Here is a 16,283-nt window from a genome sequence, read left to right as displayed (position 1 = left end):
CTTTGGACACGCACATGGTCAAAGTGCAACACAGGCCATGGCGCCACGCTGATCCGGTCCAAGTGCCAATCTATGTGATCAATCACCAAGGTTTGGGTGGGACTGATGGACCAGCTCATCTGTTGGATCTGTCCTTGGCCCAACAGAGCACCTTCGGCGTGCTCAAGACGCAGTGGCGGCAGCATGCGTTGAGCCACGGCCGCCACGGCTTGCGTGCCCCACGAGGTGCTAACCAGCAAAGCCAGCAAAAGGCTCAAAACAAGCAAAAGCCCGCCGATCAGGAGCATCGGCACGATCACCGCCTTGGCGATGCGCCGCTGCCATGACCCACCGCCGCCAGAGGCTGTGTCGGGTGATGGTGGTGTGGGCGGTGTGGGGATCATGCTCAGAAGGTGATGCCAATGCTGAAATGCAAACGCAAACGCTCAAGGCGTTCGGCCCAAGCCAGATCAATGCGCAACGGGCCCACTGGACTGCGCCAACGGACACCCAGTCCATAGCCTTTATCGGGTTTGAACGCCGCCCAGTTGGCGGCCGCTTGGCCTGCATCGTAGAAAGCCGCCCACCACCACGCTGGTGTATTGCGGGTGAAGGGGTGCGCGATCTCGAAGCTGGTGGTTCCCAGCACATGACCGCCAATCGCCGTGCCATCCAAGGCTTGGGGGCCGAGGGATTGATAGGCATAGCCCCGTATGGATTCATCACCACCGGCCCGGAAAAGCAAGGTGTAGGGCACGCTGGTGCTTGGAATGGGCGAGAAAACTTGTCCCAATTGGATCCGTCCTTGGCCGTACCAAGAGTCCCCCAACGGGTAATACCCCGTCACGCGCAATGTGCCGCGTGAGAAGTAGCCACTGTCCGTGAGGGTGTGAAACGAGCGCCCTATGCCGGCTTCAGCAGAAAGACCGACCCCTTGTGTTGGCAAGATGGGGTGATCAAGATTGCGCCAGACCCATTGGTAATTCAGGGTGGCGGAGGTGGAGTCATCGGTGAGGCTCGTCCCATAGGTGGGGCGCGTGGTGGCTCGTAGCCATTCGAGATAGAACAGGCGTTCGATCCGTTCGCTATCTTGAGTTCGACCCACACGGACTCGCTCGTTGGTGATCACCAAGCCCCCAGCTTCCGTTTGTGAGAGTGCGCCGGACAGCAGATTGCGAAAGGGACCGAGCACCGGGTGTGAGGTCAGATCCAACGAGATCAGTTGTTCCGTCCGACCCCATTGCACTTTGGTTTTGCCTTGCCAAGGTTGATTGGCGAAGCGTTGATGGAGGTGTTCGAACGTGATGCGTGGCCCGGCGTTATCGGAGTAACCCAGACCCACCGTGGTTTGGTGCAAAGCCCGTTCACGCAGGTTGATCGTGATCGGTACCGACTCGGGGTGATTGGCGTCAGGGTTGAAGGTGACTCCGACCGTTTCAAACAAGGTGGTTTTGACGAGCCGGTCTTGGAAGTCAAGCAGCGGTTTTTCACGCAGCGGCTCGCCCTCACCGAAGGTAAACAAGGGAAAGATCCCGTCATAGTTGACGTGTTCCAGCCCGTTGACGCTGATGCGACCGATGCGATACAGCGGGCCACTATCCAACACCAAGGTCAACATGGCTTGATGGTTGATGGGATCGATCTGGGCAAGGGTACTTTTCCACGCTGCATGGGTATAGCCTTCGGCGCGTAACAGGGCGATCAAGGCGGCTTTGGCATCACTCCATGAGGCTTGGGTGAAAGTGTGGTTTGGTTGTAGGGCCCATTTGTCATGCAGTCGGACCATCAGCACCGACGGGGCTATTTCGACGGCATCGGGATCCACATTGGCTGCGGTTGGAAGCGCGGCTCGTTCGGCCAAGGCCCCTTGCACGTCGAGATGAAAAGCAGCCACGCGCGAGATGGGGCCGGGCGTGACGTGCACTTTGAGATACAAATGCGGCACTGCTGGCGCAGGGTCTGACGGTGTAGGCAGGATCTCAACACGGGCGGTGCTGTCGAAATAGCCTTCGGTTTCGAGCAATCCCCGGACCTGCGACGGCGTTGCCGCGATCAATCGTTGCAGTTCACTGCGGGCAATGTGGTCATGGCCCAGCCGTTTAAAGCGACTTAAATCGAGGTACTTATCCAGCAAGGGCTGTAAATCAGCTGGTGCATCAAGGTCCGTTTGCCAAGTCACGTGCCCATTTTCTGGGGCGTCATCGCTGGGCGTTGCGGCAAGCGCTCCGTGGGAGAAAACGCAGCAGAACAGGATCCAAACCAGCCATAGGCGATGCCTAGCCCGCGAGGCATCGAACGCCCGGCGAGTGTGCGCCATGAATGTAGGACCCGCCATCGTGCTGTCTTGGTGTCGTGTTGTGCGGCGTTGAAGGCACGGCGCACAGAGATGGCTTTATCAAGCCCTAATAGGGGCGCTATTGTGGCCGATACCGCTGGCTACGCGCCTTCAATGGGTTCAAAATCGGCCTGAATACCGGTGCTGAGCCAGCCATAGAGCCGATCCATAAGTTGCGCGGTGAGCGTGTTGTAGCTCATGGGCATCTCGCCCACCCACGATTGCGTCATCACTTGGGCGCGGACGACCAGCGACCAGCCTGGTTCCATCTGATACCCGATTTGGGCGATGCCGATGTGGTTGCGATCAACGGGGCGGACACCACGTTGGGCGATCAGGCGATCCAAGGTGCCGCGATCAAGGCGTTGATGCTCATAGCCGAGTTGCATCGACCATGCCGATGGCATTGGCATCAGCAGGGACCATGACCCACCCATATGGATAAAACGTGCTTGGTAGCGGGTTTCGCCTTGAAGGTCGAAAGGCAACAGGCTTAACGGCACACGCACGGTCATGGGGCTGGAGCAACCGGGTGCCGGACGGGCGATCAGGGCAGTGGGGTCAAATTGCAGGCGATAGGTGCATCCAGACAACGTGGCCTGACCCGAGATGTCGCCGTGCTCCACGCGACTTTGACCCACGCCGACAAAGGCTGAGAGTCGATAAGGCCGCCAGCTACCGATCAGATCGGCTTGCAGCTGGGTGTCGCGTGGCTGTTCGATGCGCATCTGTTGGACTGTGGCGTGCCATCCCATGGCTTGCAGACTCAGATTGCTGGCGCGCTCAATGGCTTGAGACTGATTGCCCCAGCTGGAGAGCCGTACAGCGTAGGACTGATCTGCACTCCGATCGTCGTTCATGCGCCATTGCACCCCCGTTTGCCAACTGGTGACACGAATGACACTGTCTCGATCTTGCATGTTGCGTTGCCAAACTTGGCCCTCCAAACGCAAGCGATCGGCATGAGTTCTCAGCAGGCCACGGACGTGTTGGCCGGCATAGTCACCGATGTTCGTGCCTTGGAGTGCAGGGTCTTGTCCCCGTATCTGAAAGACATCGATCTGTGAGTTGACCAAGTCGCGCATGACTTCGAGCTGCACCATGGCTGGGGCCTCAGCCCTGCCAAAGCCGACTGAAGTCGCTTGAAGCAGGGCGTCCAAGGGCATCCGTTCAAACCCTCAGAAGTGCAACTGACCGGCAAGGCTCGGTCCACTGATGGTCGGGCCCGAGCGTGTGACGTGCATCGTGCCTGTGGGTAGCGCTGTGCCGTCGGCTTGGCGCAAGACCAAGCCACCGAGCACGATCTGCAGATCAAAGTCACCGGTGGTGTTGAGCAGGTTATCCAAGGCTTGAGCTTGGGCGGGGAATTGGCGCAGCAGCAAGGCTTGGAGACGTGCCGGGCTGGTGCTCAAGCTGATGGCCCCAGCGGTTTGGATCACGTCGGCACCGACGTTGACGATGCCTTGGCCTTCGGTGCCGACTTCGATGCCGCTGGCGCTGCGTGCGTAGGCGTGCAATTGGGCTCCAGCCGGAACCACGATGCTTAGACGGGTCGGGTCAGCTGGATCACGTTGCAGTTGTACGCGGTCGAGCAGCACTTCGAGTTTCTTCAAACTTTGGCGATCTGTGACCGTCAAACCCAAAGCGAATTCAGTGCGACCCTCTGGCAAGGCAAAGGCAGTGCTGCGCAAGGGCAGTTCGATGCTGGCCAAACTGCTGAGTGTTTGACCACGCAGATTGAGGCCGTTGGACGTGAAGTCGGCCAAGGTGGCGGTGATAGCTGGGCCTTGGCTGGGCGTGATCAGCATCTGATCTTGGGCGACGTAGATATATTGCGCTGCCTGCACAGCCGCACTGACCGCTGATACGGCGTTATTGACCGATTGCTGGTTGGATAGATCAACTTGGTTGATCAATGTCGATACGGCGCCATTGCGCAAGGTATCTGCCGCCTCGGCCATATTTTTCTTGGTAAGAAGAGTGCCTACAGATGTCGTAATACCATGTGATGCAATCGATGCCGCATTATCTTTTTGATTGGCCGACCAAGAAGATAAGTGGTCAAGGCCACGGCGGGCAGTGCGTTGAATGATCCCGGATATCACGGTTGTGTCAGAGAATATAGAAGATCCATATGCTGTGTTTTGGCTTTGCTTGAGAATTTCTTGAGTGAGGTTTTTGGCTGACTCTCGAAATGCAATCTCACCGCTTCCGCCTGCAGCCACTGAAGTTTCTGCAATGTCATTGAGGATTTTCGCGGCCGCCGCCGCCGCCATGGCCGTTTGCGCCGGTTGGGCTACCGGATTGAACGTGGCCGGATCTTGAGATCCCAAACCCATGGTTTGCATCACCGCTTGGAAGTCGGGCGTCGATAGACCGCTTTCAACCTGCATGGTGGTGAAGGGGGAGATCACGCTCGAACCGGCAAGGGCGCGATAAGAACCTTGGGGGGCGCGCTGTGTTGTTTTGTCGATGCCAGTGCCAGCAACAGAAATGATCTGAGCGGCGCATGCCGAAGAGAAAACAAATTGACCGTTTTGATCGGTGACAGATGAGGTTTCACCAGCCTCTAAAATGCCATTGTTATTTTGATCGCAAAATACCGTCGCGCCGATGATAATGTCATCCACCAAGATACCGCTTGCTGTCCCATTGACAGCGTTGGTGGACATACCGCATCCAGACAGATAAAAAGCCATTCCGATGGAAATGGCCAGCGCGCTTAACTTTGGCATGGATAGACTCCGAAAACCGATGTGCTGGGTTGACTCAGGTTTCGGAGTATCCGTGGCTAAAGTATGTCGATGTGTTGAATAGTTGTTAAAACGATGGCAATCCCGTGAGAAAAAAGGTCTTTCGCCTTAAGTCGTGATGAATGCCATCGAGGGCTGCTGTTTTTTGGCAACAACCGATTTTCAGAGCGGTAAAAGGCCGTAGCGATGGCGGGCTCGGTTGCAGGCAGGCTCCCCAGCGCTGAATTCCCGACAGGGGGACGGGCGCCATTCGTAGATGCCGCAGGTGGTGTGTTCACCGACCTTGCCCACCAGCGCAGCGCAGCGCGGTTGGGCGTGGTCGGTGCCCCGCAGGCGCATCAAGCCGGGCAGCAGATCCACGGCCAAGCCGTCAGGGACGTGACCGCCTTGGCTGGAGAGTTCTTCGCTGGCAAAGTCCACCCGAAAGCAGGCGCAGCAAGCGCCGCAGTTCAGGCAGGGGTTGCTGAGCAGGCTCATGCCAGTCGCGCCTGATGGCGCGCAATTTGTGCCCGCACTTGGCTTGGGGCGGTGCCACCGAGGGTGTTGCGGGCGTTGAGCGAGCCGGCCAGCGTCAGAGCTTCATGCACATCAGCCGTGATGCTGGCGTTGTAGCTCTGCAGCGTCTCCAGCGGCAGCTCAGACAAGTCCTTGCCGAGCGCAATGGCGTCTTTCACCGCATGCGCCACCACTTCGTGGGCGTCACGGAAAGGCAAGCCCTTCTTGACCAAGTAGTCAGCCAAGTCAGTGGCCGTGGCGTAGCCCTTGAGTGCCGCGCGCTCCATCGCTTCTTGCTTGACGCTCAAGCCGCCTGAGCGTGAACCGTCTGCCGCGACCTCGCCGCCGATCATCTCGGCCATGATGCGCAGCGTGTCTTTGACAGTATCGACCGTGTCAAAGAGCGGCTCTTTGTCTTCTTGGTTGTCCTTGTTGTAGGCCAGCGGCTGGCCTTTCATCAAGGTGATCAGGCCCATCAGGTGACCGACCACGCGGCCCGACTTGCCTCGGGCCAGCTCGGCCACGTCGGGATTGCGCTTCTGCGGCATGATGCTTGAGCCGGTGCAGTAGCGATCTGAGAGGTTGATGAAGCCGAAGTTTTGGCTCATCCAGAGCACGATTTCTTCGGCCAGTCGAGACACGTGCACCATCACCAACGTCGCAAAGCTGGTGAACTCGATGGCGAAATCACGGTCGCTGACGGCGTCAAGGCTGTTTTGGCAGACGGCTTCGAAGCCCAAGGTGCGTGCGACGCGTTCGCGGTCCAGCGCATAGCTGGTGCCGGCCAGCGCGGCCGAGCCCAACGGCAGGCGGTTCACGCGTTTACGCAGATCCGCCAAACGTTCGGCGTCACGCGCAAACATTTCCACATAAGCCAGAAGGTGGTGCGCGAAGCTCACCGGCTGGGCGACTTGCAGGTGCGTGAAGCCCGGCAGGATCACCTCGACGTTTTGGTTGGCCACATGGACGAGGGCGCGTTGCATCTCGTCAAGCAGCAAGGCGGTGGCATCGATCTCGCCGCGCAGCCACAGGCGCACATCGGTGGCGACTTGGTCGTTGCGCGAACGGCCCGTGTGCAGCCGTTTGCCCGCGTCGCCCACCAAGCTCGTCAGGCGCGCCTCAATATTGAGATGCACGTCTTCCAGATCCAGCTTCCACGCGAAGGTGCCGGATTCGATCTCAGCGCGGATCTGGCTCATGCCGCGCTGGATGTCGGCCAAGTCCTGTGCGCTGATGATGCCTTGTGCTGCGAGCATCTCGGCGTGCGCCAAGCTACCGTCGATATCTGCTTGCCAAAGACGCTTGTCAAAGAACACGCTGGCGGTGTAACGCTTGACCAGTTCGCTCATGGGTTCAGAAAACAGGGCGGACCAGGCTTGGGATTTCTTGTCGAGTTGGTTGCGGTTCATGTTCTGGACGTGTTCTGATAGAGGGCTCGCAGCTTTGAATTCGTTCTGGAGGCTGTGGGAAGGGGTTTGCTCCCCCCCGAACCCGATGAAAATCAATTGTTAAGCCCGAAATGCGTGGGCTAGGGCCGCGAGGTTAGCGACAATTCGCACAGTTGTGGAAATTTTAGAGATTGCTTCCGGCGTTGCACGCTGGTGCGGTCGTTGATTCAGCCGTCGATGCCGACACGAGACCCCTTACTGGATTTTCCCATCGAGCCGACCCAGCCCTTGGTGCACACCGCCCCAGGGGATGTCGGCGGCGAGAGCTACCGTCATCGATCGGGATCGGCGCAGGTGCGTGCTTCTGCCGATGAGCGCTCGGGGGGCGGGCGTGACGGCTCATCAAGTTATGACGCTCGCCAAGGGAAAAGTCGCAGCCGTCGGTTGCCGGCCATGCCGGTGATTCGTAAAGTCAAACTGGCCATGTCGGCCTTTGATGTTTGCCATGTCGGTGTGGTGTTGCGCGCGGTGCTGTTTGTGCATGGCACGGTGACGTTAGGGCTACTTTTCACCTCTCAGGATTGGTTGGCTTGGCTTGCCAACGGGGCCGTCGCGGCCACCATGACCTTGCCGGCAACGTTGGCTTGGTTGATTTTGGCTTGTTTGGGTCGCCGCAAGCTGGCTGCTCAAACTGTCGGAGCGCAGTGGGTGGCGGCGATTTTGTTGGGTGCCATCTGTGCCATCTACGGTTGGGGGCAGATGGTTTTGCTGGACTTGGCCCCTGTGGTTGAGTTGGGTTGGTGGCCGCCACTTGCGGTAGGCATGGCGCTGTCTGCGGCGTTGTTCTTGTGGTTGCGTCAGCGAGCCGGCTTGCAGTTGCCAGCGGCAGCAGCGGCTCGCTTGGCCGAGTTGCAGTCGCGCATCCAACCGCATTTCCTCTTCAATGCGCTCAACAGCGCGATTGCCTTGGTGCGATCCGACCCTGAGCGAGCTGAGTCGGTGATGGAGGATTTGGCGGAGTTGTTTCGCGCCGCCTTGGCCAGCTCTTCCGCCACGCAGACCTTGGGCGAGGAGCTAGCGCTGGCCAAGCGTTATTTAGAGATTGAACGGGTGCGTTTTGGTGAACGAATGAAAGTTCGTTGGGAGCTTGACCCAGCGGCCCACTCCGCCTTACTGCCGGTCTTGGTGTTGCAGCCGCTGGTGGAAAACGCCGTCAAACACGGTATTGAACCCTCGGAAACCGGTGGTGAGATCCGTATCCGTACCCGGGCGCGGCAAGGCCAAGCTCGCATCGAGATCAGCAACACGGTGCCTTCGGTGCCGGGTAAGGCCGGGATGGGCGTGGCGTTGCGTAACGTGCGCGAGCGGCTCATCCTGATGCATGACGTGAGTCTGCGTTTCGAGGTCAGTCGTGTGGGCACCACCAGCTTTCGCATCCGCATTGGAGTGCCGCTGACGGGGCGTTATTGAACGACCATGTTGTCTTCATCGAGCCATGTCTCGCCGTCCGCCGCATTGAGGGTCTTCCTGATCGATGACGAGCCTTTAGCACGGCTTCGGCTGCGTCAACTGCTGGCGGATATGGTGGTGCCCACGGTCACCGTGGTGGGTGAGGCGGCCAGTGCGGCGGCCGCTTTGCAGTGGTTATCGCAATACCGCGCCGATTTGCTCTTACTCGACATCCGTATGCCGGGCTTGGACGGCTTGGCTTTGGCCGAGCGTTTGCGCCACTGGCATGACGTGCCAGCGGTGGTGTTTGTGACTGCTCATCCTGAACACGCTCTGGCTGCTTTTGACGTCGAGGCGTTCGATTACCTGACCAAACCCGTACGACGTGTTCGCTTGCAAGAGGCGTTGATGCGGGTGATGCATCGCTTGGGACGAGTGCCCAGACCGATGGTCGAGACGACCCATCCCATGGGCTTGGAGGAAGAGCCGGCCATCATGGTTAGCGTGCGCGGCCAAGTCATTCGAGTCCCCTTGACCGAGGTGCTCTACCTCAAGGCCGAGCTCAAGTACGTCACGCTGCGAACCGCTCGCAGCATTTTTGTGCTGGATGAGTCGCTGACCGATCTTGAACCTCGTTTGGGCCCGCGTTTTTTGCGTGTGCATCGCAACGCTTTGGTGGCTCGTCAGGCGATTCGGGAATTGATGCGCCGTCCTGCAGCCCCTGACAGTGAGGATGAGCGCGATGGTGGCGAGCTTTGGTCGGTGTTGATTGCCGAGGTCGATGAATGGTTGACTGTCTCGCGGCGGCAACTTCCAGCGGTGCGTGACGCCTTGGTGGCTGAGGGTTTGTGACGTTTGCCGGCCTCGCCCTGTAACGAGGTGCGGCTTAGCGCACGCATCGTTGCAAAGGCCATGGTGATGGGTGTTAGTGCGAGCGTAGGATGGTTTTGTGTCCCCATCGACCCATCCGGTCTTTGACTCTCGGAGTTGTTATGAAGCCGAATCGCTCGCACGTTCAAGGGCCTCTTGCGCTTGACGCCAGTGCTCATCCCTTCACACCGTCATCGACTTGGGCGATGCATCGCTGGGTCGCCGTGGCCGCCCTGGGCCTCGGGGTGGTGACAGCATCAGGTGTTGTCGAAGCCCAAACACCGCCGGTGGTGGCCGGGTGCACGATCTTTCCGCAAAGTGCGATCTTCAATCAGCGTGTTGATGATCCAGCGCATTTCCCGGTGCACGCCAACAGTGCCAAGTGGATCAAATCGGTGGGCGCTGCTAGGCAGCTTCACGCGGATTGGGGCACCAGTGAGGATGCTAATCAGCCGGGAAATTACTACGGCATTCCCTACAACGTGATCGATGGCAGCCCGGCCACCACGGCTTGGCCTGTTCAAGCCTATGAGATCGTCGATCCGCGCGATGGCAACGGTGCTGGCGTGCCAGCTGAAAGCGATTGCGCGGTTCTGAAGAATGGGGCGATGTCGCTGCGTCGCGGTTGCTCGACGGTGCCAGCTGCTGAGCGTCGCTTCCCGTATCCCTTGGATGCCATCATCAAAGCGGAGCACGGTCGTTGCAATGACCCCGAGACCTGTGGCGACCGCCATGTGTTGGTGCTGGAGCGCGGTGCCACGTGCCGTCTCTGGGAGAGTTACTTTGCCTATCAAGTGGGCGGGCAATGGAAGTCGTATTCGACCGCTTCGTGGGACTTGAGTTCGCTGACCATGCGCCCCAAAGGTTGGACGTCGGCGGATGCTGGCGGTTTGCCGATGCTGCCGCTGCTGGCACGCATCGATGAGGCTGATGTGGGTGAGATTCACCACGCCTTGCGGGTGACTTTCCGCGACGGTGTGCTCGACAACAAGTTTGTCTGGCCAGCGGGGCATACCGCTGGGAATGCGGTGAATGGTGGGATTCCTTTGGGCGCCGTGATGCGGCTCAAAGCGAGCTTCCAGCCACCGTTTTATTGGGCCGCCCAAGCCCGCGCCTTGGCTCGGGCGATGCAGCAGCACGGGGTCTATGTCGCCGACTTGGGTTCGGACTTCTTCATCCAAGGTGAGCCCAGTGTGCGGTGGAGCAGCGTGGCCATCAAGCAAATCCAAGGTCTGAAAATGAGCGACTTTGAATTTGTGGATCTGCACGCCATCACCAGCGATCCACGCTTCAAGCCGGACTCTTTCCAGGCGGCTTGGTAAATCGGCTTATTTGACGCTGATCTTGGCCGTGACTTGGGTCGCCGCCTTCCATGCGCTGTTGCCCGCTTGATTGGCGGCCAGCGTGCAGGTCCCGGCCCGTGTCCCGCTAAAGACGGTGAAGGCCGTGCCCACGGCCGTGACCGAGCAGATGGTCGGCGTGGTGCTCGTGACCGTGACCGCCAGTCCCGAGTTGCTGCTGGCTGTCAGCGCGGCTGAACTGTTCAACGCCAGCTTGGTGGGCGCTGTGAAGCTGATCTTCTGTGTCCCCAGCGTCGTGGCTGCCGGTTTTGTGGCAGGAGCAGGAGCAGGAGCAGCGGCCGCCGGCGCTTCCAGCGCGCCCAAATCGGTGCCAAGTCCTGCGGGGGTGCGTACCGAGCGCTGGCCGTTGACGTTGATCTGGTAAAGCACCGGGTGCAAGCTGGCAGCCGCAGGCAAGGCGATGGCCGCATCCACCAAGCTCGATTTGGCCAACGGCACCATGGTGCTTAGGGTGACTGGCGCGGTCGCGGCACTGATCAAGTTCGCGGTGCCGTTGAGCTGGCCGTTGATCGGGCTGAAGTAGTCCACCCAGCCAGTGCTGGTCCAGTTGCGGCCGAGATTGACGATACCGTCGCTCACCCAAGGAGCAGCCACCCCTTGCGACTGCGGTGCGCGCATCGCCCGCCCGCCATTGACCGTGCTGTCATAGACGAAGACGTTGTTGAAAACCTCGGCCTTTTCCAGCGTGGTCGAGAGCTGGAACATCCACGACTTGGGCCCGCCGGTGACATGGACCGAGTTGTTGTAAACGTACAGCGTGCCTTGGCGGAAGATGGGTTCCCCCCAAGTCAGGCCGGCTGTGCTGCCGAAGTGATCGCCGCCGTAGTGAATCGTGCTGCCCAAGTTGCCGTTGCGCACGATCAAGTTGCCGTAGACGAAGGCGCTGCGATACGCCGGCTCAGCGGTGGCCGTCACGGGGAAGCCTTCGGCTTCGACCAAGTCGATGGCATGACCGCCGTCTTCGATCAGGTTGTAGCGCACCACGGTGCCGGCTGAGCGGTCTTTGACCGAATGGCCCAAAGCCCAGGACCTACAGGTGGACCCGAACCATCGGGATCACAAGCCGGGGCTGCATCTGCAAAAGTTCAAAACCCGTTTTGACGCCGGTAGCCATCCTCGCGATCAACTCGATATCCAAGCAAGCCTTGGGGAAGCCTCTTGGCCGGGGCTGCATCTGGGGAGCACCGAACTGACGGTGCAAGGCAGCGCCAACCGCCACCGCTTGCAACTGCAATCGCTCGCCCAATTCTCCGACCCCACCACCGGCGAACTCAACAGCATGCTGCCCACGCCCTTGCGTATGGAGCTGTTGGCCGATGGACGCTGGCAACATCGCCCCAGCCCCAACATCCACCCCGAGACCGCCAAGAGTGATTCCAGCAGTGATCACTGGGAAGGCGAGATTCAAGCTTTGCATCTGAAAGACGCCAAAGCGCTCGCATCGGCCCCGGATTTCTTGCAATTGGATCCAACCAGCCTGAGCTATCACCGTGATGAACGGTCTCAGACCTTCCGAATCCAGCCGACCCGGCTTCAATGGCTCGCCTTGCATTTGGTGCTGGATGAATGCCTGTTTCAAACCCAAGCCGACAGCACAACACCGCACCTCATCTTCCGATCAAGGTTGGAACCGCTTGAGATCGCCCCACTACTGGCCCGCGCACAACCCGGTTTTGGCTGGGAGGGTGATTTGAAAATTGGCGGTCATGCCAATCTTTCGCTGGACCCACGCAATCTCTCGGCGGACATCGCTTTGGAGCGTCTGGCGGGTGATTTGCAGGTGAATGATCCAGACAATCCACTGGGCCCACAGCCCTTGGGACTGGCCGAATTGCGCTTGGCCTTACAGGGTCGTCAAGGCCACTGGCAACTACAACAACACGTGGCTGGCGGCCATTTGGGCTCTTTAGAGGGCCAACAAAATCTCCAGACCCGCAGCACGCAATCTCCTTGGCCCACCAAGGAAGATGTGATCGATGGCAGCCTTGATTTGCGCATTGCTGAACTCGGTCGCTGGGGACGATGGCTTCCTCCCGGCTGGCTTCTAAGCGGCAAGCTTGAAACCCAAGCACGCATTCAAGGTCAGTTGGGCAATCCCAACCTTCGTGGAGACATGCATGGCACCAAGATTGGCATCCAAAACGCGCTGAACGGCATCGATTGGCACGATGCGGAATTGAAAGCCACCCTGACAGGCAACACCGCTCACATCGAAACATTGACGATGAAAGCTGGGGAGGGCCACGTGCAAGCCAGTGGCGATCTGGTCCTCAATGCCAGCCATCCCCACGCACACATGACCGCAACGGCACAACGTTTTGCCTTGCTACAGCGGGTGGATCGTCGTGTGGTGGTGAGCGGCACCACCCAGATAGAGATCGATCAACAACGCACGTCGATTCAAGGGGCGCTACGTGCCGATGAAGGTCACATCGACTTCAGTCAAGGAGATGCCCCTGGTTTGTCGGATGACGTGTTGGTCAGCACCGCCCATGGCCTACCCCGGCAGACCAAGCGCACTGAAGACGCCCCGCCCCGCAGTCCCACAGCATCAGCCCGCAATACCGTGGTCGATATGAAACTCGATATGGGTGATGCCTTTACCGTGCAAGGCCGAGGCCTTCACACCGCGCTTGTGGGCTCACTCGCCTTGTCCAACCCAGGAGGAAAACTGGCTATCCACGGCACCATTCATACCGGTGACGATGGCACCTATTCCGCCTACGGACAAAAACTGGCGATCGATCGAGGACGGATGACTTTCACGGGCCCCCCAGCAATCCACAACTGGATATCGAAGCCACACGACCAGATATCGATGAAGTCCGGGTCGGTGTGGCTGTCACGGGTACCGTCGAAAACATGCGTGTTCGCTTGTTCAGCGATCCGGCGTTGAATGACACCGACAAACTCTCATGGCTCATCTTGGGCCGCGCGCCCGATGGACTGGGGCGCACGGATTTGGCGCTGCTGCAACGTGCGGCCTATGCTTTGATCTCTGGCGAAGGTGATAGTCCCTCGCTGCTCGAACGTGTGGGACTCGATCAGGTCTCGGTGCGTAAATCCGACGGTGACGCGGCAGAAACCGTGGTGTCGCTGGGCAAACAACTCTCAAGACGTTGGTATGTCGGCTACGAACGAAGCCTGAACGCCGCCTCAGGCACGTGGCAACTGATCTACCGTATTGCGCAGCGCTTCACACTGCGAGCTCAATCAGGATCAGATCGGGCCATCGATCTGATTTGGATCTGGCGCTGGCGCCCGCCTGAACCCGTGATCGAACCCACCCCTGCAGCCCCAGAAATCACCAAGGATGGGCCTCAGGGTGTTTGAGGGCGGGCCTTGAAATCGGCCACAAAAAGATCGAGGCTGTCATCCATGCTGTGGGTACTCGCCCACATCAGGTAGGGGAGATGCCCAAAACGCAAGGCCAAGGCCTCGCGAGCCTGAGCCTCGCTGTGGCCATGCGTTAACAAATAAAGCGCCACCACCAATCCCGTTCGATCCGCCCCCGCTTCGCAGTGAATCAGCAACGGTTTGGGCGCTTGCTCGATCAGCACAAGAATCTCTTTCATCTGCGCCAGTGTCACAGGTGCATTGGCCGAGATACCGTAGTCGAGATGGGTGATCCCGATGGCCTTGGCCACAGTGATCTCCTCCTCGTACCAATCTTGGCCGGGACGCAGTCCACGCAGATTGAGCATGGCGCGCGCGCCAGAGGCTTCGACCCGGGACTTGATCTGGTCGCCATTCATCTGCGCTGAGCGATACAAGACGCCCGGGATGACGGTATGGAAGTTGCGGTCGTGCTGGGTCCAGAGATACCACCCCCCGATCGCCAAGAAGAAAAACACACCCAGCGCCACCAGTGCTATTCCGCTGATCAGTGCACGGCGCATCCCCTTGGACATGGTTAACTTCATGGTTTTCAGGCGAGGAAGCAATGAGGAAGATGTGGTGCCTTCGGCAGGAATCGAACCTGCGACCTATCCCTTCATCCCACTTCGGCTTTCGCCGCCGCATGCGTATAGGTTGACTCATGCGTTCGTGGTCTGGACTATGCCTTGACCCTAGACATGCCTCGCATGTCGTTAGGCCGGAACCGTCTAGTCTCTACACCTTCTCAACCCTTAAGTTGAGCTTGGCTCGGCGTTGTCGTCTGCATCACCAGGACGAGTTCACCGACTTTGATTCCATTCACGCCGTCACTTTCGCTGACGGGTGCCCAATTTTTTCAGGAGGGGATCGCTCTATCCACTGAGCTACGGAGGCGTGGCATCAGTGCACGGCGCATCCCCTTGGACATGGTTAACTTCATGGTTTTCAGGCGAGGAAGCAATGAGGAAGATGTGGTGCCTTCGGCAGGAATCGAACCTGCGACCTATCCCTTCATCCCACTTCGGCTTTCGCCGCCGCATGCGTATAGGTTGACTCATGCGTTCGTGGTCTGGACTATGCCTTGACCCTAGACATGCCTCGCATGTCGTTAGGCCGGAACCGTCTAGTCTCTACACCTTCTCAACCCTTAAGTTGAGCTTGGCTCGGCGTTGTCGTCTGCATCACCAGGACGAGTTCACCGACTTTGATTCCATTCACGCCGTCACTTTCGCTGACGGGTGCCCAATTTTTTCAGGAGGGGATCGCTCTATCCACTGAGCTACGGAGGCGTGGCGCGCATTCTAACTGCCGTTCCGAATCAGTCTCAAGCCAGATAAGAGGCTCCCGTGGAGAAGGCGCACCCGCACTATATATTTTCAAAGCGGCAAGATTTTGCAAACCCTTGCAGAACTCACCAAACCATGAGCGGACGACACCAATATCATCTCCAGCTGATTTGATGCCTGTTCTTCTCGGGAGTATTCCTTCATGGCTGCACGTTTTCGTTTATCCGTTTGTCCCCATGACACGGCCAAGAATTTGTTCGGTTGGTTCGCCCTGAACACCTACTTGCAACGCATGATGGCCTGCGGCATCCACTTTGAACCTGCGGATAGCTTTCTGGTCGAGCGCCAACAAGTGCTCGACAACGACGTTCAAGTGGTTTACGCCAACCCCTATTCCGCGTTGATCTTCGCGGCTAAGAAGGGCCATATTCCCGTCGCCCGTGTGGTGGGTTTGCGTGACGAAACGCTGATGGTGGTTCCCAAAGATCGCCCCATTCCAGCTGATGGCGAGGTTGTGATCGCCTCTGCGACCGACAAACTGATCGTTCACCCGCTGGGACAAACGCTTCTGCCCGGCATCGGTTTAGATCCTTCGCGGGTGCGCTATCAATTTGTCGGTACCCATCCCAAAGCAGCCCAAGCCGTGCTTAAAGGCGAGGCACACGCTGGTTTCGTATTTAACGAAACTTGGCGCGGCTTATCCGCAACCACCAAGGCGGACTTGGATGTCGTGGGTGAAACCCGTGACGGCACTGCTTTTCATTGTTTCTGCGTCAGTCCTGAATGGGCCGACCAAGCTGAACAAGTTCGTCAGATTTTGGTCGGCATGAATACCGATCCCAAAGGAAAAAACGTTTTGACTGATTTGGGATTCAGCGCTTTAGAAGCCATTGACGTGGCCGACCTTGAACCCGCAAGACACTTGATGCAACAAGCAGGTGTGATCTGACAAAAAGACACGATCAAGCCCCACGATGAAACGGCCGTGA

The 16,283-nt window shown here is 58.7% G+C and carries 12 protein-coding genes and 1 pseudogene; 5 read left to right on the top strand and 8 right to left on the bottom strand.

All coding sequences use genetic code 11. From position 1 onward, the window contains the following. The 6 genes from LEPOCDRAFT_RS00955 to argH all read right to left on the bottom strand — a co-directional run. Positions 1-383: hypothetical protein (locus LEPOCDRAFT_RS00955; RefSeq protein ID WP_009453311.1), on the bottom strand; the 383-nt coding region annotated here is incomplete at its 3' end. Positions 384-385: 2 nt separating this feature from the next. Next, positions 386-2,296, bottom strand: a complete 1,911-nt coding sequence (locus tag LEPOCDRAFT_RS00950) for an autotransporter assembly complex protein TamA (protein ID WP_009453310.1) — start codon at positions 2,294-2,296, stop codon at positions 386-388. Positions 2,297-2,415: 119 nt separating this feature from the next. Beyond that, positions 2,416-3,480, bottom strand: a complete 1,065-nt coding sequence (locus LEPOCDRAFT_RS00945; RefSeq protein WP_009453309.1) for a hypothetical protein — start codon at positions 3,478-3,480, stop codon at positions 2,416-2,418. A 12-nt stretch (positions 3,481-3,492) separates the two neighbouring features. Continuing rightward, positions 3,493-5,049, bottom strand: coding sequence for a hypothetical protein (locus tag LEPOCDRAFT_RS00940; protein WP_009453308.1), 1,557 nt, complete (start codon positions 5,047-5,049; stop codon positions 3,493-3,495). Between the two features lie 180 nt (positions 5,050-5,229). Further along, positions 5,230-5,544: a YkgJ family cysteine cluster protein gene (locus tag LEPOCDRAFT_RS00935; RefSeq protein ID WP_009453307.1), complete on the bottom strand. Its 315-nt coding sequence runs from the start codon at positions 5,542-5,544 to the stop codon at positions 5,230-5,232. Then, positions 5,541-6,971: an argininosuccinate lyase gene (gene argH, locus LEPOCDRAFT_RS00930; RefSeq protein WP_009453305.1), complete on the bottom strand. Its 1,431-nt coding sequence runs from the start codon at positions 6,969-6,971 to the stop codon at positions 5,541-5,543. The genes LEPOCDRAFT_RS00935 and argH overlap by 4 nt, the downstream gene beginning before the upstream one ends. Before the next feature lie 216 nt (positions 6,972-7,187). Between argH and LEPOCDRAFT_RS00925 the strand changes: the two genes are divergently transcribed. The 3 genes from LEPOCDRAFT_RS00925 (at position 7,188) to LEPOCDRAFT_RS00915 (ending at position 10,591) form a co-directional block, all read left to right on the top strand. After that, on the top strand, positions 7,188-8,420 hold the full coding sequence (locus LEPOCDRAFT_RS00925; protein WP_009453303.1) for a sensor histidine kinase: 1,233 nt from the start codon (positions 7,188-7,190) through the stop codon (positions 8,418-8,420). 6 nt (positions 8,421-8,426) lie between these two features. Continuing rightward, a complete protein-coding gene (locus LEPOCDRAFT_RS00920) occupies positions 8,427-9,251 on the top strand; it encodes a LytR/AlgR family response regulator transcription factor (RefSeq protein ID WP_009453302.1) in 825 nt (274 codons plus the stop codon). Positions 9,252-9,391: 140 nt separating this feature from the next. Next, positions 9,392-10,591: a hypothetical protein gene (locus tag LEPOCDRAFT_RS00915; RefSeq protein ID WP_009453300.1), complete on the top strand. Its 1,200-nt coding sequence runs from the start codon at positions 9,392-9,394 to the stop codon at positions 10,589-10,591. Between the two features lie 6 nt (positions 10,592-10,597). Here LEPOCDRAFT_RS00915 and LEPOCDRAFT_RS00910 read toward each other — a convergent pair whose 3' ends face one another. Continuing rightward, on the bottom strand, positions 10,598-11,650 hold the full coding sequence (locus LEPOCDRAFT_RS00910) for a hypothetical protein (RefSeq protein ID WP_009453299.1): 1,053 nt from the start codon (positions 11,648-11,650) through the stop codon (positions 10,598-10,600). Between the two features lie 259 nt (positions 11,651-11,909). Between LEPOCDRAFT_RS00910 and LEPOCDRAFT_RS00905 the strand changes: the two are divergent. Beyond that, positions 11,910-13,963, top strand: a pseudogene (locus LEPOCDRAFT_RS00905) (translocation/assembly module TamB domain-containing protein). Here LEPOCDRAFT_RS00905 and LEPOCDRAFT_RS00895 read toward each other — a convergent pair. Further along, complete coding sequence (locus tag LEPOCDRAFT_RS00895; RefSeq protein ID WP_009453296.1) at positions 13,951-14,553, bottom strand: phosphatase domain-containing protein; 603 nt, start codon at positions 14,551-14,553, stop codon at positions 13,951-13,953. The pseudogene LEPOCDRAFT_RS00905 and the gene LEPOCDRAFT_RS00895 overlap by 13 nt on opposite strands. A 943-nt stretch (positions 14,554-15,496) precedes the next feature. On the opposite strand from LEPOCDRAFT_RS00895, the gene LEPOCDRAFT_RS00890 reads away from it, so the two are divergent. Beyond that, entirely contained in the window at positions 15,497-16,243 is a 747-nt protein-coding gene (locus LEPOCDRAFT_RS00890) for a phosphate/phosphite/phosphonate ABC transporter substrate-binding protein (protein WP_009453294.1), read from the top strand. Positions 16,244-16,283 lie beyond the last annotated feature (40 nt).

The organism is Leptothrix ochracea L12, from assembly GCF_000262525.1.
This window is presented reverse-complemented; position numbering and strand designations above follow the sequence as displayed.